Genomic DNA, 22,567 nt, shown 5'->3' on the forward strand with positions numbered 1-22,567 from the left:
GAGGGACACACGGATGGCACCGCTTATCGGCCGACGACTGCGCAAGGGGGCGGCCACGACAGCGGTGGCGGCGGCCGCGATGGCCGCCCTCACCGCGTCCCAGGCGCCGGGTTTCGCCAATTCCGACCATGGCGACCGGAACCGGGAGCAGCGGGCGGGGGAGGCGCCGGCGCCGGATGACACCCCCATAGACGGTGGTTCCTCGTACCACACCGATCTGCCACCCCTGGTCACTCCCGACAAACCGGGCTCCTCGATCGATCTGCCCGGGCTCCCCGGGGGCAGCAGCACCAAGCCCGAGGCGGGCATACCCGCGAGCGTCCTCGCCGCCTACAAGAAGGCGGAAGCGACCCTGAGGGAGTCCAACCCCGGCTGCAATCTGCCCTGGGAGCTGCTGGCCGCGATCGGCAAGGTCGAGTCCGGTCAGGCCGGCGGCGGCAATGTGGGCGCCGACGGCACCACCGTCTCGCCCATCCTCGGCCCGGTGCTCAACGGCGACGGCTTCGCCCTGATCAAGGACACCGACGGCGGTGCCTACGATGGCGACAGTCAGCATGACCGGGCGGTCGGCCCCATGCAGTTCATCCCGTCCACCTGGGCCAGCTGGGGCCGGGACGGCAATGGTGACGGCGAGAAGGACCCCAACAACGTCTTCGACGCCGCCCTCGCCGCGGGCAGCTACCTCTGTGCGGACGGCCGCGACCTGTCCGTCAAGGCCGACCTGGACCGCGCGATCCTCGGCTACAACCACTCGCGGGAGTATCTGAACACCGTCCTGTCGTGGTTCGAGTACTACAAGCGCGGCACCCATGAGGTCCCCGACGGCACCGGTGGGATCCCCTCGGGGAACGACTCCGGCTCCGGCTCGGGCGACAAGGGCAAGGACTCGGGCAGGAATCCGGGGAAGGGCGGCGGCAAGGGCGAGGACCCCGGGAACGGCAAGGAGAACCCGGCCCACACCCTGCCCAAGCCCAACGACAACCCCGACACCACCACTCCGCCGTCCACCCCGCCGACCGGTGGTACCCCCGGCACCCCGGGCAACCCTGGCACCCCCGGCACCGGGAGCCCGACCCCGAAGCCCCCCACCACTCCGCCGTCCACCCCGAGCGGCACCAGCAAGCTCACCACCGTCGGCGCGAAGGAACTGTCCACCACCGCGGGCACCGGGTTCGACCGGTCGCCGCGCGTCAAGGCCGTGGACACCGCGGGCAAGCCGGTGGCCGGTGCCCGGGTGCGGTACGAGATCCTCGGCGACACCGACGCGCGCTTCCTCGGCCTGGTCAAGTCCGCCACCGTGCTGACCGCCGCCGATGGCACCGCCACCGCGCCGAAGCTGCTCGCGGGCGAGAAGACCGGCACCTTCACCGTGCGCGCCACCGCCGTGGGGCGGGAGGCCGCCCCGGTCGAGTTCACCGCCACCGTCAAGGCCCGGCCCGTGCCGCAGGCCGACGCGCTGGCCCGGATCGGCGACAAGAAGCTCACGGCCCGGACCGGCGCCTCCTTCGCCGACGAGCTGACCGTCAAGGCCACCAAAAAGGGCAAGGTCATGGCGGATGTCCCGGTGACCGCCACCATGATCACCTCGGCCAAGGACCCGAAGCCCAGCGACAAGGGGCCCTACTTCCTGGACGACAAGGGCAAGCCGGTGCGCACCCTGGCCGCCCTGAAGACCGACGACCTCGGCCGGCTCACGCTGCCGAAGATCCTCACCGATGACCAGGCGGGCACCTTCCTGCTCCGCCTCACCGCCGAGGGCGGCGCCGTCCTGGACATCGAGCTGACGGTCACCCAGGCCCCCGCCTCGTAGACAAGCGCCCCTCACACAGTTCGCCGCACCGCCCCTGAGCCCCCACCGGGCCCGGGGGCGGTGTGACGCTTTCACGCCTTCGTGTTCTCATCTGCGCCCCCCGTTGCTACGGTGCCCCATCCCTGACGAAGCGTCAGGCAGCGCCTCGTACCGACCACGAGGAGGCCCCGTATGCGTGCCCTCGCCACCGCCGCGATCGGACTCGTCGCCGCCCTCGCCATCGTTCTCACGGTGACGGCCATCGGCGCCCCCAGCGGTGAGACCTCCCCGGAACCCCTGCTCACCACCGTCCCCAAGCACCCCTGAGGGAGGGACATCCGCCATGCGCCGCAGAGCAAGCCTGGTGCTGCTGGCCTTCGCCGTCTTCTTCGCCGCCCTCGCGCCGCTGCTGCGCTGGTACGCCTATCCCCGGCTGGCCAAGATCCCGCCCAGTGAGTACCAGACGGCGGTGATGGAGGCCAGTCCGGCAACCCTGCTCGACTACGGCACGATGAAGCCCCGCACCGTCCCCAAGGTCAGCATCGTGCAGACCCTGCGCGGCAATGTGCCCGCCGCGAAGAAGGTGGAGAAGGCGACCGGGCGCGATGTCGTCGTCTGGGACACCCTGTCGTATGTGGCCGGGCCCGACGGCAAGATGGTCTCCAAGATCCCCGAGCGCTATGTCTTCGACGCCCACTCCCAGGACCCGGTGCACGCGGGCGGCGAACATGTCGACGGGGACGCGGTGCGCCGCGACGGCATCGAATACAAGTGGCCGTTCCTCACCGAGAAGCGCGACTACCGCTACTTCGACGCCCAGACCCGCACCTCCGCCCCCATCCACTACAAGGGCACCCGGAACTTCCGCGGCCTGGAGGTCTACTACTTCGAGCAGACCATCCCCTGGACCAAGGTGCCGCTGCCCAAGACGATGCCGGTCAACGGCGTCACCCCCGAGACCGTCCGCAAGGCCGGCACTTCCCGCTGGTACAGCACCAAGCGGATGTTCTGGGTCGAGCCCACCACCGGCGCCCCGGTCAACGGGCAGGAGATCCACAAGGAGGAGCTGCGCGGCGGCACACTGCTGGGCGACCGCGACCGGGTGACCGTCTTCTCCGGCCATGTGAAGATGCGCGAGGACTACATCCGGCACACGGTGGACATGGTCAAGTCCCAGCGCCAGCTGGTCCTGCTGCTCACGGCCTATCTGCCGTGGGGCTTCCTGATCCTGGGGCTGGCCCTGCTCGCGCTCGCGCTGCTGCTGGAGGCGCGCGGTCGCGCCGCGCGCCCGCCGTCCGCCCCGGCGGCGCCGGCCGCGTTGTCAGTGGCGGGCCGTAGCGTATGACCATGCCAGTGAACAGCTGCGTCCCCGGTCCCGAACTCATCGGCCACATCGCCGACTTGGCGCGCCTGGAATGGACCCCGGGCGCCACGGCGGACGCCGCGAAGCGCTTCGGCTGGGTGCCCGACGGCTCCCGCACGTCCTCGTACGCCACCAACACCGGGCACTATGTCCTCCCGGAGTGGTTCGGCGGGCCCGACGACGCGGACACCGAATGCATGATCCCGTTCTGTTACTACTACGAGCCGGACGACTTCGACGCGGAGCTGCAGGCCGACGGGCTCACCGGCAATGTCGACTGGCTCGCCGAGTACCACTCCGGCGACCCCGGCTGGGTCTTCGACCGCGAGGCCGACCGCTCCGGCTTCGACGGCCGGTGGCGCGCCGCCGTGGACGCTTTCAGCGGGCGCCTGGGCGAGCCGGAGACCGTGGTGCGGGACGAGAAGGGCGACCACCCGTGGAACTACGCGGCATGGCGCTGCGGCGGCAATGCGGTGGTGGTCGGCCAGTGCGTCGACAACGGCTCGTACATGACCTTCGAACAGGCGCTCATATGGGTCGGGCCGCACCCCGTGGACGAGCCGTTCCCGACGGGGGAGCAGTTCGCCCTGAGACTGGAGTGCTGAGCGGACGCGAGCGGTGAGCGGGCTGAGTGCTGAGCAGGCTGGAGTGCTGAGCGGGCTGGAGTGCTGAGCGGCGCGGCCGTCGCGTCAACCTCCGTCCTCGCGATTCGCTCGTGGTGGCCAAGCCGGTAGTGATCAGGATGCGGGCGTGGCTAGCATGCCGCCCATGCCTGGCATCACGATTGATTTCACCGAGCAGGAGCTGGCCGAGCTGCGTGCCGAGGCGAGGGAGAAGGGCGTCGCGATCAAGCGGCTGGCGCACGACATACTGACCGAGGACGTGGTGCGGCGGCGTCAGAAGCAGCGCTTCGTCGAGGGCGCCGTGAAGTTCGCTCTGGCCTACAAGGCCGAGTTCGAGCGGGAGTTCCCGCACGGCATGCGGTGATCCTGTACGTCGACGCCGGTTGGGTGCTGAACGTCCAGGTCGAGGTCTCCCCGGTGAACACCCCGGTCCGGGACTGGGGTGCGCTGCACTGCATGACCGAGCGCCACCGCTACGAGCGGTTCGCGGGCGAGCCCTACTACGAGGAGGCCGCCGCCCGCGCCGCGACCTTTCTGCACACCTCACTGATCCTCGAGCCGTTCTCCGACTACAACGCCACGATCGGCGCGGCCTGCGCGCAGATGTACATAGAGGAGTCCGGAGAGCCGATCGCGCCCCCGCCGGGCGCCATGGTCGAACTGGTCCGCGACATACGGGAGATCAGCGGCTTCCGCCTCGGCGAAACCGCCCGCCGCCTACGCGCCTGGGCCGACTGACCCCGACGGGCGCGCCGTGCGGCGCGCTGCGCCCCGGGTTTCCTACCGCGTCCCGCGCCCACTGTGTCCGCGGCCCACTCCCGCGCGGGTCCTACGGCGTCCCCGGCCCCCTACGGCGTCCCCGGCCCCCTGCGCGGCGCACCCCCTGCGCGGCGCGGCCCACTTGGCCGCGTGCCTCAGCGCCCCACGGGTCCTTCCGCGTCCCGCCGTCCCACTGCCCCGCGTGGCCCACCGCGCCCCGCTGCCCACTGAGCGCTGAGCGGCCTCGCTGAAGTCCGGTGCGGTTCGGGTGCGCCCCGAAGGGGCGCGGGGCTGTGTCGATATGCGGCTCCGCCGCGTGGGACCGGCCACGACGCGGCCGCGGATGCACGACCGCACCTCGTGGCACTTCCCGCGGAGCGCTCAGCGCTCAGCGGTCGTGCGGCCTCTCGGCCGCATCGCTCAGCGGCGGGTGTTGGTGCGGCGGGTTGGCTGGGCCGTGGTCGGGTCCTCGGGCCAGGGGTGCTTGGGGTATCGGCCGCGCAGTTCGGCGCGGACCGAGCGGTAGCCGTCCTTCCAGAAGGACGCCAGATCGGCGGTGACCGCGGCCGGGCGTCCCGCCGGGGACAGCAGGTGGATCAGCAGCGGCACTCGGCCGCCCGCGATCCGGGGGGCCTCCTGCCAGCCGAACAGCTCCTGCAGCTTCGCCGCCAGCACGGGCCGGTCCGCGCCGTAGTCCACCCGCACTCGCGAGCCGCTCGGCACCTCGATCCGCTCCGGCGCCAGCTCCTCGAACCGCGCGGCCTCGCCCGTGGCCCACGGCATGAGCCGGGCCAGCGCCTGTGCGGCGTCCACCCGCCCGAGATCGGCGCGCCCGCGGGCCCGGGCCAGCTCCGTCCCGAGCCAGTCGTCCGCGCGGTCAAGCAGCGCCTCGTCGGAGACATCCGGCCAGGCCCCGCCCAGCTCCCGGTGGAGGAACGCCATCCGCTGCCGGACCGCCGTGGCCTGCGCCGACCAGCGCAGCAGCCCCGTGCCCTCGCGGCGCAGCCCGTCCAGCAGCGCCCGCCGCACCAGCTCCCGATCGGGGTCGGCCAGCGGCCGGGACACCAGCTCGATCGCGCCGAGCCGGGCCACCCGGCGCGCCACGACGTTCCCGTCGGCCCAGCGCACCTCCTCACCCTCCGAGGCCAGCGCCGCGGCCGCCGTCCGGGCGGTGTCCTCGTCGGTCACCGCCGCCAGCCGCACCCGCGCCGACGCGGAGGCCACCGGCCGGTCCGCGACGGCCACCGCGAGCCATGGCGCCCCGCCCAGCCGCGAGCCGTCGCCCAGCTCCGCGCCCGTCCCGGCGGCCATGAGGTACGCCCGCTCGCCGCGCCGCCGGGCCACCCGCTCCGGGAACGCCAGCGCGGCCATCAGCCCCGCCACGGCGTCATCGCCGCGCGGACCGTCTCCGCCGCGGGCCGGGGCGCCATCGCCGCCGCGCGGGCCATCACCGCCACGTGCCGGACCGCCACTGCCGTGCGCGGGGCCGCCATCGCCGCCGCGTGGCCTGTCGCCATCGTGCACGAGATCGCCATCGTCGCGCGCCGGACCGTCCCCGCCGCGCCCCGAACCGTCACTGCCCCGTGCGCCGCCCCGCCGCGCGGTCCCCGCGGCGGTCAGGGCGTGTTCGAGCCGCCGGGCCTCCTGGCGCCAGCGGGCGGCGTAGGGGTCACCGCCGTGGCGGGCGGTGCGCCAGGCGGCGGCGAGGTCGTCGCCGTACTCCCTCGGGGGCTCCTCGCTCAGCAGAGCCACCACCTCGGCCGCCCGGCGCGCGCCGACCTCCCGCGCGCCGTCGATGAGCGCCCGCGCGAGGCGGGGGTGGAGGCCGAGGCGGGCCATCCGGGCGCCGCGTCCGGTGGCCCGTCCGGCGGCGTCCACGGCGCCGATCGCGGTGAGCGTCTCGCGTGCGGCCGCCATCGCCCCGGCGGGCGGCGGATCCAGCAGAGCCAGCCCAGAGGCGTCCGGATCGCCCCAGCACGCCGTCTGGAGCGCGAAAGCCGTAAGGTCCGCACCGGCGATCTCCGGGGACGGGAAACGCGGCAGCCGGGCGTCCTCCGCCTCCGGCCAGCAGCGGTAGACCACCCCGGGCGCCTCGCGCCCCGCACGGCCGGCGCGCTGCCGGGCGGCGGCCCGTGACGCCCTTACGGTCGTCAGCGCGCTCAGCCCGCGTGCGTGGTCCATCCGGGGCTCACGCGCCAGCCCGCAGTCCACGACGATCCGTACGCCCGGCACGGTCAGGCTCGACTCGGCGACCGAGGTGGCCAGCACCACCCGCCGCCGCCCGCCGTCCGCGCCCGCGAGCACCGCCTCCTGGACGGCGGCGGGCGCCCGCCCGTGCACCTGGAGGACCTCCGCGTCGGCGAGCCCGCCCAGCTTTCCGGCCACCCGGGCGATCTCCCCGACGCCGGGCAGGAAGCAGAGCACATCGCCGTCCCGCTCGCGCAGCGCCCGCCGCACCATGGCCGCGACATGGTCCAGCAGGGCGGGGTCCACCCGCATCCCGTGCGGCGGCCTTACCGGGCGCTCCGGCGGCGCCCACACCACCTCCACCGGATGGGAGACCCCCGGCGCCGAGACGACCGGGGCGGGCTCCCCGGGGCCCTCCCCGCCGTCCGCCCCGCCACCCCAGGCACCCCCGCCATCCCCGGCACCCCCGCCATCCCCGAGACCCCCGCCGTCGCCGAGCAGCCGCGCCCAGCCCTCCGCGTCCGTGGTCGCCGAGGCGGCGATCAGCCGGAGGTCGGGGCGCAGGGCGGCCCGGACGTCCAGCAGGAAGGCGGCGGCGGTGTCCGCGTCCAGATGGCGCTCATGGCATTCGTCGAGCACGACCACATCGACGCCGGCCAGCTCCTGATCGCGTTGCAGCCGTTGCAACAGCACCCCGGTCGTGACCACCTCGACCACGGTCCCGGGCCCGGCCTGCCGCTCCCCGCGCACGGTGAAGCCGATCCTGTCGCCCGGCCGCTCGCCCAGCAGCCACGCCATCCGCCGCGCCGCGGCCCGTGCCGCGATCCGCCGTGGCTCGGCCACCAGCACCCGCCGCACCGGCCCGCCGCCCACCAGTCCGGCGAGCACCAGCGGCACCAGTGTCGTCTTACCGGTCCCCGGGGGCGCGCACAGTACGGCGACCCCGCGGTCGTCGAGCGCGCGCAGCAGCTCGGGCACGGCTTCGCGTACGGGAAGGCGGTCCAGAGCCTTGGTGCGCGCGTCCGCAGGAATGGTCAAACCCTCCGCCCCTCCGCTTCGATCCCGCTCAGTCCCGCTCGCACACGAAGATCGCCGTGCCCGGGATGAGGTTCCCCCGAAGCGGGGACCAGCCGCCCCACTCCTGGTGGTTCCACGCGGGCCACTCCGGTTCGATCAGGTCGACCAGCCGGAAGCCTCCGGCCACCACGTCCCGCACCCGGTCGCCCAGCGTCCGGTGGTGCTCCACATAGACGGCCCGGCCCGACTCATCCTGCTCCACATAGGGCGTGCGGTCGAAGTAGGAGGCGGCGATGGACAGCCCCTCGGGCCCCGGTTCGTCGGGGAACGCCCATCGGATCGGATGCGTCACCGAGAAGACCCACCGCCCGCCCGGCCGCAGCACCCGGCGCACCTCGCGCATCACCCGCACCGGCTCGGCCACGAACGGCACCGCCCCGTACGCCGAGCACGCCAGGTCGAACGAGCCGTCCCGGAAGGGCAGGGCGGTGGCGTCGGCCTGCACCAGCGCGACTCCGGCCGCGTCGCCGGCCCGGGAGGCCCGGGAAACCCGGGAGGCCCCGGAAACCCGGGAGGCCCCGGAAACCCGGGAGGCCCCGGAAACCCCCGAGGCCCCGGAAACCCCTGAGGCCGCCGCGTCCGCGTCGATCCGCCGCGCGTGCCGCAGCTGCCGGTGGGAGAGGTCCAGCGCCACCGGCCGCGCCCCCCGCGCGGCCAGCCAGCGGGCGCACTGCGCGGCGCCCGCGCCCACCTCCAGCACATCGCGCCCCTTGAGCGCCTCCACCGGGCCCAGCAGCCCGGCCTCCGCCTCGTCCAGCCCCTCCGGGCCCCATATGAACCGGTCGTCGCCCAGGAAGGCGCCGTGCTCCTCCTGGTACTCGTCCGCGTTGCGGTCCCACCACCCCCGGTTGGCCCGGCTGCTCTCCGCCGTGTCGGCGGTCCGGCGGGTGGCCGTCGGCTCGGCGGCCTCCCCAGGGGTGCTGGGCTCGTGTTCTTGGACCATCGCGCGCGTCGTCGTACTCTCTGTATCGACCTGTGGCTGCGGGGCGCGGTGAGAGCCGCGTCGCAGTACGGACCATGCAATTTGCCGGGTTTGGGGCGTTATTCCCCGCGTGTGCTCTTCGTGCATTGACCATGCCCGGCTGCCCCCGTATGCTACAAGTTGCGCTGCGGGCCTGTGCGCCTCGGACGGAGCAGGCCGCGCTCGCATCTGTTGTATGTCCCCTCGGTTGTCGAGGCGCTCGGGCTTTCGATCCCTGAAATCGGAAGGATTCGGCGTCTCCAAGGCTGTCCGGCTTCGGCAGTGCGATAAAGGGTCCCGGCGTAGCAGTACCTACGACTTCATGTCCGTACCGGAGCCCTTTTCCACATGACGAGCAGCACCGAGGCAACCCGCACCACCCCGCAGGTGGCGGTAAACGACATCGGTTCCGAGGAAGCCTTCCTCGCCGCGATCGACGAGACGATCAAGTACTTCAACGACGGCGACATCGTCGACGGCGTCATCGTGAAGGTCGACCGGGACGAGGTCCTGCTCGACATTGGTTACAAGACGGAAGGCGTCATCCCTTCCCGCGAGCTGTCGATCAAGCATGACGTCGACCCCAATGAGGTCGTGGCCGTCGGCGACGAGATCGAAGCCCTTGTTCTCCAGAAGGAGGACAAGGAAGGTCGGCTGATCCTCTCGAAGAAGCGCGCCCAGTACGAGCGCGCCTGGGGCACCATCGAGAAGATCAAGGAAGAGGACGGGATCGTCACCGGTACCGTCATCGAGGTCGTCAAGGGTGGTCTCATCCTCGACATCGGCCTCCGTGGCTTCCTCCCCGCCTCCCTGGTGGAGATGCGCCGCGTCCGCGACCTGCAGCCCTACGTGGGCAAGGAGCTCGAGGCGAAGATCATCGAGCTCGACAAGAACCGCAACAACGTGGTCCTGTCCCGCCGCGCCTGGCTGGAGCAGACCCAGAGCGAGGTCCGCCAGACCTTCCTCACCACCCTCCAGAAGGGCCAGGTGCGCTCCGGCGTCGTCTCCTCCATCGTCAACTTCGGTGCGTTCGTGGACCTGGGTGGCGTCGACGGTCTCGTCCACGTCTCGGAGCTGTCCTGGAAGCACATCGACCACCCGTCCGAGGTCGTCGAGGTCGGCCAGGAGGTCACGGTCGAGGTCCTGGACGTCGACATGGACCGCGAGCGCGTCTCCCTGTCGCTCAAGGCGACCCAGGAAGACCCGTGGCAGCAGTTCGCCCGGACCCACCAGATCGGTCAGGTCGTCCCGGGTAAGGTCACCAAGCTCGTGCCGTTCGGTGCGTTCGTCCGCGTGGACGAGGGCATCGAGGGTCTGGTCCACATCTCCGAGCTGGCCGAGCGCCACGTGGAGATCCCGGAGCAGGTCGTCCAGGTCAACGACGAGATCTTCGTCAAGGTCATCGACATCGACCTCGAGCGCCGCCGCATCAGCCTCTCGCTGAAGCAGGCCAACGAGGCGTTCGGTGCCGACCCGTCCGTGGTCGAGTTCGACCCGACCCTGTACGGCATGGCCGCGTCCTACGACGACCAGGGCAACTACATCTACCCCGAGGGCTTCGACCCCGAGACCAACGACTGGCTCGAGGGCTTCGAGACCCAGCGGGAGGCGTGGGAGACCCAGTACGCCGAGGCGCAGCAGCGCTTCGAGCAGCACCAGGCGCAGGTCATCAAGTCCCGCGAGGCCGACGAGCAGGCCGCTGCCGAGGCGGGCAGCGCCGCTCCGGCGCCCGGCGGGCAGGCGTCCGGCGGCGGCGGTTCGTACTCCTCGGAGTCGGCCGACAACTCCGGCGCCCTGGCCTCGGACGAGGCGCTGGCCGCGCTTCGCGAGAAGCTGGCCGGTGGCCAGAGCTGACCAGCCGCCGCTAGTCGGCACCAGCTGAGCAGGTAAGGCCCGCTCCCCCTGGGGAGCGGGCCTTACGCATGCCCATGGCGCCGCACACTGACCGAAACGGAGTCCACGGTCACGCCGCGGGCGCCGTCGATCCTGATGCCCTCCTTGCCGCCGTGGACCGTGATCCCCCTGACGGTCCAGTACGAGGCGCCGTTCAGCCGCAGCCCGTAGCCGCCGCTCCCGGTGAGGACCGCCTTCGGGGAGCCGATGAGGGTGATCCGCGAGCCGGAGGTGCCGGAGGCGGTGATCTCGAAGCCGCCGTGGTACCTGCCGTCGGCGAGCCGGATCGTATCGCCGGGCCGGGCCCCGGCAAGGGCCTCCCTGAGCCCGTCCGCGTCATCGACGGAGATCGGGACGGCGGCGGCGGGAGCCTCCCGCCCGGTCATGCCCGCCGCGACCAGCCCGCCGGTGGCGATCAGTCCGGTGGCGATGGCGGTGAGGAGGGCGCGTAATCGGGTGGGTGTGCGGCCGGGGGAGTGCATAGGAGGCTGCCTTCCTGTGCCGTGGTCAGAGGTGAACACGCTGGGTTCGGGACAGTGAACGCCGGATGACATGGTGAACCGCTGACGGCTGGCGAAGATAGGCGTGCCGAATATGCGCGTCAACCCCGCGACGTGCGCCGACGTCGAGATCGGGCCGCTTCCGTTCGCCCCGGTGGGCACTTGGAGACGTCGCCCGATCGGGCCCCTCGGAGACGGGGTTGACGGCCGCTCGGAGACGGGGTTGACGGCCGCTCGGAGACGGGGTTGACGGCCGCTTGGAGACGGGGTTCAGCGCCGCTCGGCCATCGAAGGTCCGGCCCGGGGAATGCCCCCGCCCCCGTTCGGTGTTCTTCAATGCGAACACGAGGAGGAGCGGTCACAGTGCATGATCCGCAGGAGTTGTACGCATGGGAACCGAGCGGGCTGGCGGAGGTCGACGCGATAGCCTCGCGGGACTCGGCCGGGCTGGTGCTGCTGTACCACTTCGACGGCTATATCGACGCCGGCGAGACCGGGGACCAGATCGTGGAGCGGCTGCTCGACGGTCTGCCGCGCAAGGTGGTCGCGCGTTTCGACCATGACCGGCTGGTCGACTACCGGGCCCGCCGGCCCCTGCTGACCTTCCAGCGCGACCGGTGGACGGCGTACGAGACCCCGAAGATCGAGCTGCATCTGGTGCGCGACGCGACAGCGGCCCCGTTCCTGCTGCTCACCGGGCCGGAGCCGGATGTGGAGTGGGAGCGGTTCGCGGCGGCCGTGCACCAGATGGTCGAGCGGCTGGGCGTCAGGCTCGCGGTGAACTTCCACGGCATCCCGATGGGCGTGCCGCACACCCGGCCGGTCGGCATCACCCCGCACGGCAATCGCACCGATCTGATGCCCGGTCACCGGGGCTACTTCGACGAGGCCCAAGTGCCCGGCAGCGCCGAATCCCTGATCGAGTACCGGCTCGCCGAGGCGGGCCGCGATGTGCTCGGCGTCGCCGCGCATGTGCCGCACTATCTGGCCCGGTCGGCCTATCCGGACGCGGCGCTCACCGCGCTGGAGGCCATCACCGCGGCCACCGGTCTGGTGCTGCCGGGGCCGACGCACGCCCTGCGCAACGAGGCCCTCAGGACGCAGGAGGAGATCGAGCGGCAGATCTCGGAGGGCGACGAGGAACTGGTCGCGCTCGTACGGGGCCTCGAGCACCAGTACGACGCGGTGGCCGGGGCGGAGAGCCGCGGCAATCTGGTCGCGGAGCCGGCCGAGCTGCCCTCGGCGGATGAACTGGGCGCGGAGTTCGAACGGTTCCTTGCCGAGCGCGAGGGCGACGGCGGAGCCTGACCGATGACCCCACCGGTGTGCCGTATAGCGTGGGCCCCATGCTGAACCTGGGGCTCACGGGCGGAATCGGCGCGGGCAAGAGCGAGGTCTCACGGATTCTGACCTCATTGGGGGCGGTGCTGATCGACTCGGATCGGATCGCTCGCGAGGTGGTCGAGCCGGACACGCCGGGACTGGCCGCCGTGGTCGCCGAGTTCGGCCCCGAGGTGCTGACCGCCGACGGCCGTCTGGACCGGCCCAGGCTCGGCGGGATCGTCTTCACCGACCCGGAGCGGCTGAGCGCGCTGAACGCGATCGTCCACCCGCTGGTCCGGGACCGCTCCGCCGAACTCCAGGCCGCGGTCGCGCCCGATGCCGTGGTCGTCCATGATGTCCCCCTTCTGGCCGAGAACAAGCTGGCGCTGCTCTACGACCTGGTCATGGTCGTGGACGCCACGCCCGAGACCCAGCTCGACCGGCTGGTGCGGCTGCGCGGCATGGCCGAGGACGAGGCGCGGGCCCGGATGGCGGCACAGGCCACCCGCGCGGAACGGCTGGCCATCGCCGATGTCGTGATCGACAACAATGGCCCGATCGAGGCGCTGGAGCCGCAGGTCAGAAAGGTCTGGGCGGACCTGGTGCAGCGGGCGGCCACCGCGGAGGGCTGAGCGGGGGCGCGGTGCGCGCGGAGGCCTACGGCTGAGCCGGGGCGGGGCGCGATGAGCCGGGGCGTGGTGCGGAGCGTGCGGCGGCCCGTGGCGGGGAATGCCGCGTGCGGGGTGGTTGTTGTGCACCCCGTAGCGAACGATCATCCGTGACGGTTCATCCCATCCCCTCACTCCATCCACCGCCTCACCACCGAGTACGTACCCGGGGAAGGAAACGGCTGTGCCTACGCCCGAGACCCACGTCATCGACTTCCGCGCCGCCGAGCACCTGCTCGCCGCCCGAGACCCACGGGGCGCCGTCAAGCTGCTCGACTCGGTCATCAGCGCCCACCCCGAGAACACGGCGGCCCGGCTGCTCCGGGCGCGCGCGTTCTTCGGCGCGGCCCAGCTGCGCTCGGCGGAGCTGGAGTTCCAGCTGGTCCTGGAGCGCGAGCCGGACAACGCCTTCGCCCACTTCGCCCTGGCCCGCACCCTGGAGCGGGCCAACCGCTCGGCCGAGGCCACCCGCCACTTCCGGCTGGCCGCGGCGCTCGATCCGCGCCCGGACTTCGTGGAGGCGGCCCGGTTCGGCGAGAAGGGCGACCGGGACGGATAGGCGGGGCGCGGGCTCAGCCGCGGTGCTGGCCGGGGCCCGCATGCCGCCGTACGCGCCAGGTGCGCGGCGGTGCGCGGCGGGCGCCCGCGCCCCCGGTCAGCGCCAGAGGGCGAAGCCGCCGAGGACCACCGCGCCCAGCAGCACCACCCCGCCGAGCCCGAGCGCCACTCCGCGCTGACGGGCGATGTCGTACGGGTCGGCCTCCGGTCCCCGCCGCGCCTCCCGCCGCCCGTACGGCTCTCCGGTCCCGGAGAGCATCAGCCCGAGCGCACAGAGCGCGATGCCGATCGCCAGCACCCCCATGACGGCCCCCTGTCGCCGCAGGTACTCAGCAGGTACTGGGCAGTATCCCCCGGAACGCGGCGCTCCCCGCCGTCGATATCCCGTCACCGACGGAGCGTCGTGCCCGCCTTACGGTGGCCACGCGCTTCAGGACGGCGATGCCTTACGGCGCCCACGCTTCAGCGGCGTCGCCCTTACGGATCCCGCCGTCGTCCTTGCCGCCCTTACGGAGCCCTTCGCCGCCCGTGGCTCCGCCCGCGCTCGGCGATCGGTGCGTACGGCGGCACATCCCGGCCCGGCTGATAGTGCGGCCCCTGCCGGATGTGCCGGATGACCAGGACGAGGTCGATCAGCGTGACGACGGCGAGCGCCCCGCACGCCGCCGCCCACCCCGGCCGGCCCGCGACGGCGAAGGCCACCGCGCCGCCGAGCGTCCAGAGCAGCCCCCACGTGGCCAGCCCCAGCCGCATCCGCAGCGGACTGCGCGCGTGGATCGGTTCATCACCTGTTCGGATCAGCCGCATCGGCATGGCACTGCATCTCCCGTTTTCGGCTGTTTCCTCCCGCTTTCCGCCCTCTCGAATCTACCGCCCGGGGACGCCGACCGACACCTGAGATCATGTCGTGTGCATCCACACGGGACGGCATGGGACCAGGACGATGAGGAGCTGCCAGTGATCCGCCAGTCATGGGACGAAACAGCCGCCAAGCGGGCCCGCGTCCGCGGCTGCCTGCTGGGCGGTGCGATCGGCGACGCTCTCGGCAATCCCATCGAGTTCCTGTCGCTGCGGTCGATCCGCGAGACCCATGGCGCCGCGGGCGTCACCACCCTCGTCCCGGACGGCAGCGGAGTCGTGGGCCGGGTCACCGATGACACCCAGATGACACTCTTCACGGCCGAGGGCCTGATACGGGCCCACGCCAGAACCTCGTCCAAGGGGATCGAAGGGTCCGAGACCGCCGTCGTCCGCCATGCCTATCTGCGCTGGCTGGACACCCAGAACCACCCCGGGCCGCCACCCGCCGAGGGCACCGGGGACCTGGTCCGCTCCGGCTGGCTGCGCACCCAGCCCTGGCTGTACGCCCGCCGCGCCCCCGGCAACGCCTGCCTCTCCGGCCTCGCCGCGAAGCACGTCCCCGCCCCGCGCGCTCCCCTCGACGGCACCCCCGGCCCGGTGAACACCGGCTCCAAGGGCTGCGGCACCGTGATGCGCTCGGCGCCGTTCGGCCTCACCGGGCTCGACCCCCGCGACTGCTTCGAACTCGCCGCCCGCTGCGCCCAGATCACCCATGGCCATCCGACGGGTTACTACGCGGCCGGTGCCCTGGCCGCCATGATCGCCTGCCTGCTCGACGGCGAGTCCCTGGAAGGCGCGACCCTGCGCACCCTGGAACTCCTCGCCCGCTACCCCGGCCACGAGGAGACCACCGCCGCCCTCCGTAAGGCGGTCGACCTGGCGGCCGAGGGCGATCCGACCCCCGAGAAGGCCGAATCGCTCGGCGGCGGCTGGGTCGCCGAGGAGGCGCTGGCCATCGCGGTCTACAGCGCCCTGGCCCGCACCCCCGCCCAGCAGATCCTGTACGGCCCCGGTGGCAAGATCAGCTACGACCCGGCGCCCCCGCGCACCCCCGTCCAGGCGGCCCTGCTGCTCTCCGTCAACCACTCGGGTGACAGCGACTCGACGGGCTCGGTCTGCGGCAACATCCTCGGCGCCCACCACGGCGACCTCCGCCTCCCGCCGTCCTGGCTGTCCCTGACCGAGGGCCGCGGCACGATCGCCGAACTCGCCGACGACTTCGCCTCCGAGTTCCACCGTTCGGTGGAGCTGTACGAGCCCTACGACGACGTGGTCTTCCCCCGCGACCGCTACCCGCTCAGCTGACCGCCCCGGGGACTCAGACCGCCCCGGAGCCGTCCGTACGGCCGCGCCGGAACCGGCGCCGCAGCTTGTGGAGGAAGAGGAAGCGCTCGCGCTTCTCGCGGGTGCTGCGGTCGAGCTCTTCCATGAGCCGCTTGGAGCGCTGCTCCATGTCGAGTTCGTCGAGGACGCGGTCGATCTCCGCCAGCAGGGCACCGTGCAGCTGCCACTGGCGGGGGTGCTCCTGGACCCGGCGCAGCAGGAGGTCGGCGCCGCGGTCGCGGCTGGCGTGGGCCTTGACGAGTTCGCTGGAGAGGCGGGATTCGGCCTCTTCGGCGTTGGCGCTGACCTGGGTGGTGACCAGGACGGCGAAGCTCTCGACGGCGGCGGCGAGATGGATGAAGAGGTCCTTCAGGGCATCGGCCACGTCCTGGGGGAAGAGGGGTTCGTCCGTCCGCGCCCTGGCGAGGTCGGTCAGGGTGCGGGACATGACGCGCAGGATGACGGTGCAGATCTCCAGCGTGTCCAGGCCGGTGCGGAGCACCACGCGGTAGAGGAGGCCCTCCTTGACGCGGGGGTTGAGCCGCACACTGTCCTCCGCCTGCCGGAGGGCGGCGTCGACCTGGGAGATGTCGTGGTCGAGGCGGCGGGCCTCGTAGAGCCGGGCGGCGGCGCGGTCGACGGCGATCTGGCTGCCCAGCTCCTCGCCGATGTGCAGCAGCAGCTGACGCATCCGGCGGGCCAGGTCCTCGATGGACTTGCCGGCCGTCTCGACCCACACCGGAGGCGCGAGGAAGAAGTTGAAGCCCATCCCGACACCGGCCCCGATGAGGGTCTCCAGCACCCGGTCCCAGGCGTAGGTGGTCACCTGCGCCACGCCCAGGACCAGCATGGCGCTGATCGCCACCTCCTGGACCCAGTCGCCCACGCGCGTGAGATAACCGGCGGTCTGGGCGGCGAGGATGATCAGGCACAGGCTCCACCAGGTCAGCCCCACCAGCACGCTGAAGGCGACGGCGATCAGGACGCCCACGACCACGGCCTCGACCCTGCGGAGGCTTCTGGTGAGGGTCGCGTAGAGGGTGACCTGGACGACGAGGAGGGCGGTCAGCGGCGCGGTGAGCGGGGCGGGTTCCTTGCTGAGCTCGAGGGCGACGACGTAGGCGATGGTCGCGGCCGCCGTGGAGCGCACGGTCTGAACGACGACCGGGTCATGGCGTCGTTTGACGAGCTCCGCCAATGGGTCGAGAACGTCGGGCACGTACATGCCCTTTCCACGTCGAGGGGGCCGCCATGTCATCGGGTTTCGCGGACGGGTTAACGTGTCGGGCGTGATCAGCCCATTGAACGGAACGCAAGGGACGGGGGACGGCGCGGCGCTTCCCGGAAGCACCGGCCCGGCCGCCACCGTCGAGGCTCATCCGCGCCAGGTCGGGCGGGTACGGACGGAGTACGCACCCGATCCGGACGGGGACCCGGACCCCGGCGAGATCGTCTGGACATGGGTGCCGTACGAGGAGAACGACGGCCGCGGCAAGGACCGGCCGGTGCTGGTGGTCGCGCGGGAGCGGGCCGGGACGCTGCTCGCCGTGCAGCTGTCGAGCAAGCGGCACGACGCCGACCGCGAGTGGGTGCCGATCGGCTCCGGGCCGTGGGACCGGGCCGGGCGGGAGTCATGGGTCGATGTGGACCGGGTGCTGCGGGTGCACCCGGACGGGATGCGGCGTGAGGCGTGTGCGCTCGACCGGCCGCGCTTCGACCTGGTCGTCATGCGGCTGCGGCAGCGGTACGGCTGGAGCTGAGCGCGGTTCGGCGTGTCTCCGGATGATCTTGAGGAAACGTCTCAGCCGTCGGCCAGCGTCAGCAGCTTGGTGACCGTGTTCCAGTTGCGGGCGGTGGCCGGCACGCCGAGCCGGGCGTTGGTGATCTTCGCCGCCAGCTTGGAGCGGCCGACCCCGTCCGGGCAGTGCAGGAAGATCTCGCGGCCGATGAGGCGGAACGCCTCCGGGGCGTGGACGGCCGGATCCAGCGCGTCCAGCGCGGCCGTGTCCGCGGGCACGTCCGCCAGGAAGACCACATGCAGGGTCTTGGGCTCGGCGACGGCCTCCGGATAGGGATTGGCCTCGATCGCCGCGGCCAGCTCGTCGCGCGTACGGACCATGACGTCCACGGGAAAGCCGAGACCGGCGGCGAAGTGGTCCTCGAGCGTGCGGGCCGTTTGCCCGGGAGGGGTGCCGGGGTCGGCGAAGACGATATTGCCGGTCTGGAGGTGGACGGTGACGTCCTCGAAGCCCAGCTCGGCCATCAGCTCACGCTGCCGGGCCATGGGGAACTTCCTGTTCCCGCCCACATTGATGCCGCGGAGCAGCGCTATCTGAGATGCCATGGCCGGAGGGTACCTCTCCGGAGTCCCTGAGCCCTGGAGTCCAGAGCTCCCCGGACCCACGGCATGATGGGGGCGTGCGGCTCGAAGCGATCACCTGGGAACGGCTGACCGACGCGACCGCCGACCGCATCGCCGGGCTGACGGCGGCGGACGGCAGCCCCTGGCTGAGGGTCGCCGTCGACGGGGCTCCGGCGGCGCCCACCGGTGAGCTGGCGCGGGGTCTGGCGGAGGCGCTGCGCGTCCTCGGCCGGCCGGTGCTGGTGGTCGCGGCGGCCGGGTTCTGGCGGCCCGCCTCGCTGCGCTACGAGTACGGGAAGCGGGACCCCGACGCGTATTACGACCGGTGGCTGGACACCGGCGCGCTGTGGCGCGAGGTCTTCGATCCGCTGGAACCGGGGCCGGGCGGCACCGGGCGGGTGCTGCCCGACCTGTGGGATCCGGAGACCGACCGGGCCACGCGCAGCCCGTACGCCGAACTTCCGCCGGGCGGGGTGCTGTTGCTGCACGGCGCGCTGCTGCTGGGGCACTGGTTCCCGTTCGACCTCTCGGTGCATCTGCGGCTGTCCCCCGCCGCCCTCGCCCGCCGCACCGACGAGGGCGACCACTGGACCCTGCCCGCCTTCGCGCGCTACGAGGACGAGGTGGGGCCCGGTGAGGCGGCGGATGTGGTGGTGCGGACGGACGACCCCCGGCATCCGGCCTGGCACCGCCCGGAGTCGTAGCCGGGTACGTTCGAGGCGGTGCAGGGGGGCGGGTCCGGGTTGGCGCGCGGGGGTCACTTCTTGGTCGGCGGGCATTCCTTCCAGGCGAAGTGATAGGTGGTGCTCACATCGCCGTCCGTCGAGTCCATGGCGATGAAGCTGGTCGTTTCCTGGGTGTTGGACGTTCCGGCGTTGGCCCGCAACTCGGTGTTGATGTTGAAGTTGCGGAGTTCACCGCAGGGCGACCACACCACGGTGGCGATATCGGATACGTCGGTGGCCTGCCAGTTGTCGTCGTAGGCGCCGTTGTAGCTATGCGTGTTCGACGAGGTCTGCGACTGCCCCTGGAAGTAGTACGAGGCTTTCTGCGTGGCGGACGCGCCCTTTTCCAGATGGGCGAAACCACGGTAGTCGACACTGGCGATGGCGTAGGAGAAGCCCTGTGGCACATGCATGACCAGACTCAGCTGACAGTTCTTTCTGAAGTCCGTCGGCTTGGCTCCCTTGCCCACCTGCGCGAGATACTCGCTGTAGGTCACGGTGAAGGCCGTGTTGTCCGGGGAGACGGCGATCGCCGCGGTGCCCGCCGGGCAGCCCGACCCATTCACGGTCGCGACCGTGATCACGATCTTGTCGGGCGGCACGGTGTCGAACGGGGGTTGCGCATATGCCTGGGAAGTGAGCGTCGAGGCGAATAACGCCGCGACCACGCCGCCTGCGTACAGAACACCGGGCATGATTCTCCATTCGATGGTGGATTTACCGGGCTACCGGACGGCGGAAGGGCATTCCTTCCAGGCGAGGTGGTAAACCGTGTTGACCCCACCGTCCGTCGAGTCCATGGCCATGAAGCTGGTGGTGCCCGTAGGAGAGGTGCCGGCGTTGACCCGCAGCTCGGTGTTGACGTTGAAGTTGCGGTCCTGGCCGCAGGGGGCCCACACCAGGGCGCTGTAGTCGGTGCTGTCGGTGGTCTGCCAGTTGTCGTTGTACGGACCGCTGAAGTCATGGGTCCGCGACGCGGTGTCCGCCGAGCCCTGGAAGTAGTAGCTCGCCTTCTCGGTGCCCTTGGCGCCCTTTTCGAGGTAGCCATAGCCCCGGTAGTCGACCTGGGCGATGGCGTAGGTGAACCCCTGCGGCACATGCACGCCCAGGCTGAGCTGGCAGTTCTTCCGGATGTCGGTCGGGTCCGCGCCGGGTCCTACCTGAGCGAGATAGTCGCTGTAGGTCACGGTGAACGCCGAGTTGTCGGCTGCGACGGCCACGGCGGTGGTGCCCTTGGGGCAGCCCGATCCGTTCACCGTCTTGACGCTTATCTGGATCTTTTCCGGCGGCCCATCAGGAGCCGAGGAAACACCCTGGGTGGAAAGGGCCGAGGCGAATAGCGCCGCGACCGCGCCGCCCGCGAGCAGAACACCGGACATGGCTCTCCAATTCGATCACTTGTGGGGACGTAGTTGAGCGATGAATTTCCGATGAGCGGGAAGAGCGAGGAAGTGCGGGGAAGAGCGAGGAAGCGCAAGGAAGTGCGGGGGGTGCGGGACGTGCGGGAAGTGCCGGCAGAGCGGGTGGCACGCACGATCTGTGGCGCGGGAAGAGCTGAAGAGCGGAAGAGCGTTATCGCGCGGTACGGTTCGTACGGCTGAACGCAATGAGAGCCCCATGCCCGGCTGGTGACGGAAAGCCAGGGCGATGGGCGCTCTTAAGATAAGGGTGATAGGCAAGCACCACAAGACGGCCGCGGAATTCCGGAACAAGATATTTCCGTCCGGCCGGGAAGAACGATTCAGAAGAGCGGTTGCGGAAGAACGCCTTCCAGCGCCAGCAGGATGCGCTTGGTCTCCAGCCCGCCGCCGAAGCCGCCGATGCCCCCGCTACTCTCCACCACCCGGTGGCATGGCACGACGACCGGCAGTGGATTGCTCCCCATGGCCACGCCGACGGCGCGGGCCGCGCCCGGCTCACCCACCCGGTCGGCGAGGTTCTGATAGCCGACGACCGTGCCAAAGGGCACATGGGCGGCCAGTTCCCGCAGCACCCGGCGGTTGAAGCCGGTGATCAGGGACCAGTCCAGGGAGAGGGTGAACGCCTTGGTGTCCCCGGCGAAATAGCTTTCCAGCTGCCGTATCGCCTCGGCGAGATGCCCGGCGCAGCGAGGTGCGGACGGGGCGGGCGCGGTGCCGGGGGCCTCGGACGGCGCGGCGGTGGGCTCGGCGCCGAGGCGGCGGGTGAGCCTGGCGACGGTTTCGGCGGCCGTCTTCTCCTCCGCGTGGAAGACCACCTGGGCCAGCCCCTCGTCGGTGGCCGCGAGCAGCAGCGGGCCGATGGGTGTGGCCAGGACCGCCCAGGCCCAGGCGCGCGCGTCCGGGCCCTCCGGGCGCTCCCGCCGCTCCGGCCGGTCCCGCGGGTCCGGCTGTGTCTGCCGCTCTGCGATCGTCACGCCTTCAGCGTAGAGCGCCCCACTGACAGCGCCCCCACCGACGGCGCCCCCACCGACGGCGCCCCACCGACGGCGCCCCCACCGATAGCGCCCCCGATAGCGCCCCGCCGGTCGGCCGGCGGGGCGCCTCGTCAGGGGGAGCCGTGGCTCACGAGGCGTCGTCGAGGGCGTCCCGGATCACATCGGGCTTGTTGGTGATGATGCCGTTCACGCCCATGCCCGCGACCGAGACCGCCGGCGGGCCGTCGTTGACGGTCCAGGTGTAGACCTCCAGCGGCTTGCCGTGCGCCCCGTCCACCGACCGCACCGCGGACACATAGCCGGCGTCGATGGTCTTATAGCTGGGGTTGATCTGGTCGGAGAACTCGGCGTACTCCGGCAGATCGGCGACGGCCGGGGTGCCCAGGAAGCCGGTCTTGACGTCAGGGCGCAGCTGGTGGACGGTCCGCACGGAGTCGGCGCTGAAGCTCTGGATGATCAGCCGCCGCTTGTGCCGGTGGTCCAGCCAGCCCTCTCTCCTCAGCTCCCGCAGCGTCTGGCGCTCGACCCCCGGATAGAGCTCGGGGGCCTTGAGCTCCAGCAGCAGCTTTTGGTGGTTGTCCGAAACCCGGTCCATGTACTCCTCCAGGGTGGGCACCGCCTCGCCCTGGAACTCGGGGCCGAACCAGCTTCCGGCGTCCAGCTTCTCGATCTCGTCGAGGGTGAAGTCGGAGATCTTCCAGGGCGCGCGGTCCGGGAAGACCTGCTCGACGTCGGTGGTCCGGCTCAGCGTGGTGTCGTGCATGACGATCAGCTCGCCGTCCCTGGTGCGCTGGACGTCGTTCTCCACCCAGTCGATGCCCAGGTCGTCGGCGGCATCGACGGCGGCCAGGGTGTTCTCGGGGGCGTACGCGGAGGCACCGCGATGGGCCACGGTGACCGTGTGGTGGTGCGTCGTCCGGCCGGTGGCCTGGGCCGTGGCCGTGGGGAGGAAGAGCGCGGACATCCCGATGAGCGCGCCGGTTAACGCGGCGGCCGGGCGGATCTGCATACGGACTCCTCGCGTCGTCTGATTCTCGTCCGACTCATGGACGGGCAGAGGGTCCCAGATGCACGGCAGTGGAGGATAGGTGCCGGATGGACGGAAAATTCGTGCCACGGGCGACATCGTGCGCATGATCATCCGAATCCGGCCGGAGGTCCGGGGAGGGGGTGGTGCGG

Annotated in this window: 24 protein-coding genes; 13 read left to right on the top strand and 11 right to left on the bottom strand. The window is 71.7% G+C overall.

Annotated elements, in window-relative coordinates; genetic code table 11:
* Positions 1–13: 13 nt before the first annotated feature.
* From JK364_RS24935 to JK364_RS24960, 6 genes are all read left to right on the top strand, one after another.
* Complete coding sequence (locus tag JK364_RS24935; RefSeq protein WP_201853422.1) at positions 14–1,810, top strand: lytic transglycosylase domain-containing protein; 1,797 nt, start codon at positions 14–16, stop codon at positions 1,808–1,810.
* A gap of 171 nt (positions 1,811–1,981) precedes the next feature.
* A complete protein-coding gene (locus tag JK364_RS24940; RefSeq protein WP_201853423.1) occupies positions 1,982–2,116 on the top strand; it encodes an SPW_0924 family protein in 135 nt (44 codons plus the stop codon).
* A gap of 16 nt (positions 2,117–2,132) precedes the next feature.
* Complete coding sequence (gene pgfA, locus JK364_RS24945; protein WP_201853424.1) at positions 2,133–3,134, top strand: cell envelope lipid trafficking protein PgfA; 1,002 nt, start codon at positions 2,133–2,135, stop codon at positions 3,132–3,134.
* Between the two features lie 2 nt (positions 3,135–3,136).
* Positions 3,137–3,757 (top strand): hypothetical protein, encoded by a 621-nt coding sequence (locus tag JK364_RS24950; RefSeq protein ID WP_230992440.1) that lies wholly within the window; start codon positions 3,137–3,139, stop codon positions 3,755–3,757.
* Between the two features lie 163 nt (positions 3,758–3,920).
* The gene (locus JK364_RS24955) at positions 3,921–4,139 is read left to right on the top strand and encodes a hypothetical protein (protein WP_230992441.1); all 219 of its coding nucleotides are present in this window, start codon (positions 3,921–3,923) and stop codon (positions 4,137–4,139) included.
* Positions 4,136–4,513, top strand: a complete 378-nt coding sequence (locus JK364_RS24960; RefSeq protein WP_201853426.1) for a hypothetical protein — start codon at positions 4,136–4,138, stop codon at positions 4,511–4,513. Before JK364_RS24955 ends, JK364_RS24960 begins: the two co-directional genes overlap by 4 nt.
* Positions 4,514–4,954: 441 nt before the next feature.
* Here the strand turns inward: JK364_RS24960 and JK364_RS24965 are convergent, their stop codons facing one another.
* Both JK364_RS24965 and JK364_RS24970 read right to left on the bottom strand, forming a co-directional pair.
* Positions 4,955–7,759 (bottom strand): ATP-dependent RNA helicase, encoded by a 2,805-nt coding sequence (locus JK364_RS24965; RefSeq protein WP_201853427.1) that lies wholly within the window; start codon positions 7,757–7,759, stop codon positions 4,955–4,957.
* Between the two features lie 28 nt (positions 7,760–7,787).
* On the bottom strand, positions 7,788–8,741 hold the full coding sequence (locus JK364_RS24970; protein ID WP_201853428.1) for a class I SAM-dependent methyltransferase: 954 nt from the start codon (positions 8,739–8,741) through the stop codon (positions 7,788–7,790).
* 366 nt (positions 8,742–9,107) lie between these two features.
* Between JK364_RS24970 and rpsA the strand changes: the two genes are divergently transcribed.
* Positions 9,108–10,613: a 30S ribosomal protein S1 gene (gene rpsA, locus JK364_RS24975; RefSeq protein WP_201853429.1), complete on the top strand. Its 1,506-nt coding sequence runs from the start codon at positions 9,108–9,110 to the stop codon at positions 10,611–10,613.
* 62 nt (positions 10,614–10,675) lie between these two features.
* Here rpsA and JK364_RS24980 read toward each other — a convergent pair whose 3' ends face one another.
* On the bottom strand, positions 10,676–11,134 hold the full coding sequence (locus JK364_RS24980; protein ID WP_201853430.1) for a right-handed parallel beta-helix repeat-containing protein: 459 nt from the start codon (positions 11,132–11,134) through the stop codon (positions 10,676–10,678).
* 381 nt (positions 11,135–11,515) lie between these two features.
* Between JK364_RS24980 and JK364_RS24985 the strand changes: the two genes are divergently transcribed.
* The 3 genes from JK364_RS24985 to JK364_RS24995 all read left to right on the top strand — a co-directional run bounded on the left by JK364_RS24985 (position 11,516) and on the right by JK364_RS24995 (position 13,702).
* Entirely contained in the window at positions 11,516–12,460 is a 945-nt protein-coding gene (locus JK364_RS24985) for a PAC2 family protein (RefSeq protein WP_201853431.1), read from the top strand.
* Positions 12,461–12,498: 38 nt separating this feature from the next.
* Entirely contained in the window at positions 12,499–13,107 is a 609-nt protein-coding gene (gene coaE, locus JK364_RS24990) for a dephospho-CoA kinase (protein WP_201853432.1), read from the top strand.
* A 220-nt stretch (positions 13,108–13,327) separates the two neighbouring features.
* Positions 13,328–13,702: a tetratricopeptide repeat protein gene (locus tag JK364_RS24995; RefSeq protein ID WP_201853433.1), complete on the top strand. Its 375-nt coding sequence runs from the start codon at positions 13,328–13,330 to the stop codon at positions 13,700–13,702.
* A 96-nt stretch (positions 13,703–13,798) separates the two neighbouring features.
* Here the strand turns inward: JK364_RS24995 and JK364_RS25000 are convergent, their stop codons facing one another.
* Both JK364_RS25000 and JK364_RS25005 read right to left on the bottom strand, forming a co-directional pair.
* Positions 13,799–14,005, bottom strand: coding sequence for a hypothetical protein (locus JK364_RS25000; RefSeq protein WP_201853434.1), 207 nt, complete (start codon positions 14,003–14,005; stop codon positions 13,799–13,801).
* Between the two features lie 203 nt (positions 14,006–14,208).
* Entirely contained in the window at positions 14,209–14,514 is a 306-nt protein-coding gene (locus JK364_RS25005; RefSeq protein ID WP_201853435.1) for a DUF6343 family protein, read from the bottom strand.
* A 144-nt stretch (positions 14,515–14,658) separates the two neighbouring features.
* Here JK364_RS25005 and JK364_RS25010 point away from each other — a divergent pair, with 144 nt between their 5' ends.
* Positions 14,659–15,867, top strand: a complete 1,209-nt coding sequence (locus tag JK364_RS25010) for an ADP-ribosylglycohydrolase family protein (RefSeq protein ID WP_201853436.1) — start codon at positions 14,659–14,661, stop codon at positions 15,865–15,867.
* Positions 15,868–15,880: 13 nt separating this feature from the next.
* Here the strand turns inward: JK364_RS25010 and JK364_RS25015 are convergent, their stop codons facing one another.
* Positions 15,881–17,110, bottom strand: coding sequence for an FUSC family protein (locus tag JK364_RS25015; protein ID WP_230992443.1), 1,230 nt, complete (start codon positions 17,108–17,110; stop codon positions 15,881–15,883).
* A 64-nt stretch (positions 17,111–17,174) separates the two neighbouring features.
* Here JK364_RS25015 and JK364_RS25020 point away from each other — a divergent pair, with 64 nt between their 5' ends.
* Positions 17,175–17,645, top strand: coding sequence for a type II toxin-antitoxin system PemK/MazF family toxin (locus JK364_RS25020; RefSeq protein ID WP_372461983.1), 471 nt, complete (start codon positions 17,175–17,177; stop codon positions 17,643–17,645).
* 41 nt (positions 17,646–17,686) lie between these two features.
* Here the strand turns inward: JK364_RS25020 and JK364_RS25025 are convergent, their stop codons facing one another.
* Positions 17,687–18,229, bottom strand: coding sequence for a DUF1697 domain-containing protein (locus tag JK364_RS25025; protein WP_201853437.1), 543 nt, complete (start codon positions 18,227–18,229; stop codon positions 17,687–17,689).
* A gap of 74 nt (positions 18,230–18,303) precedes the next feature.
* On the opposite strand from JK364_RS25025, the gene JK364_RS25030 reads away from it, so the two are divergent.
* Complete coding sequence (locus tag JK364_RS25030; RefSeq protein WP_201853438.1) at positions 18,304–18,951, top strand: nucleoside/nucleotide kinase family protein; 648 nt, start codon at positions 18,304–18,306, stop codon at positions 18,949–18,951.
* Positions 18,952–19,004: 53 nt separating this feature from the next.
* On the opposite strand, the gene JK364_RS25035 is transcribed toward JK364_RS25030, so the two are convergent.
* The 4 genes from JK364_RS25035 to JK364_RS25050 form a co-directional block, all read right to left on the bottom strand.
* Positions 19,005–19,667, bottom strand: a complete 663-nt coding sequence (locus tag JK364_RS25035) for a DUF4360 domain-containing protein (protein WP_201853439.1) — start codon at positions 19,665–19,667, stop codon at positions 19,005–19,007.
* A gap of 30 nt (positions 19,668–19,697) precedes the next feature.
* Positions 19,698–20,351, bottom strand: coding sequence for a DUF4360 domain-containing protein (locus JK364_RS25040; RefSeq protein ID WP_201853440.1), 654 nt, complete (start codon positions 20,349–20,351; stop codon positions 19,698–19,700).
* 362 nt (positions 20,352–20,713) lie between these two features.
* Positions 20,714–21,361, bottom strand: a complete 648-nt coding sequence (locus JK364_RS25045) for a methylated-DNA--[protein]-cysteine S-methyltransferase (RefSeq protein ID WP_372461986.1) — start codon at positions 21,359–21,361, stop codon at positions 20,714–20,716.
* 154 nt (positions 21,362–21,515) lie between these two features.
* Positions 21,516–22,397, bottom strand: a complete 882-nt coding sequence (locus tag JK364_RS25050; protein WP_201853442.1) for a glycerophosphodiester phosphodiesterase — start codon at positions 22,395–22,397, stop codon at positions 21,516–21,518.
* Positions 22,398–22,567: the final 170 nt, after the last annotated feature.

The organism is Streptomyces endocoffeicus (genome assembly GCF_016741935.1).
GTDB lineage: Bacteria > Actinomycetota > Actinomycetes > Streptomycetales > Streptomycetaceae > Streptomyces > Streptomyces endocoffeicus.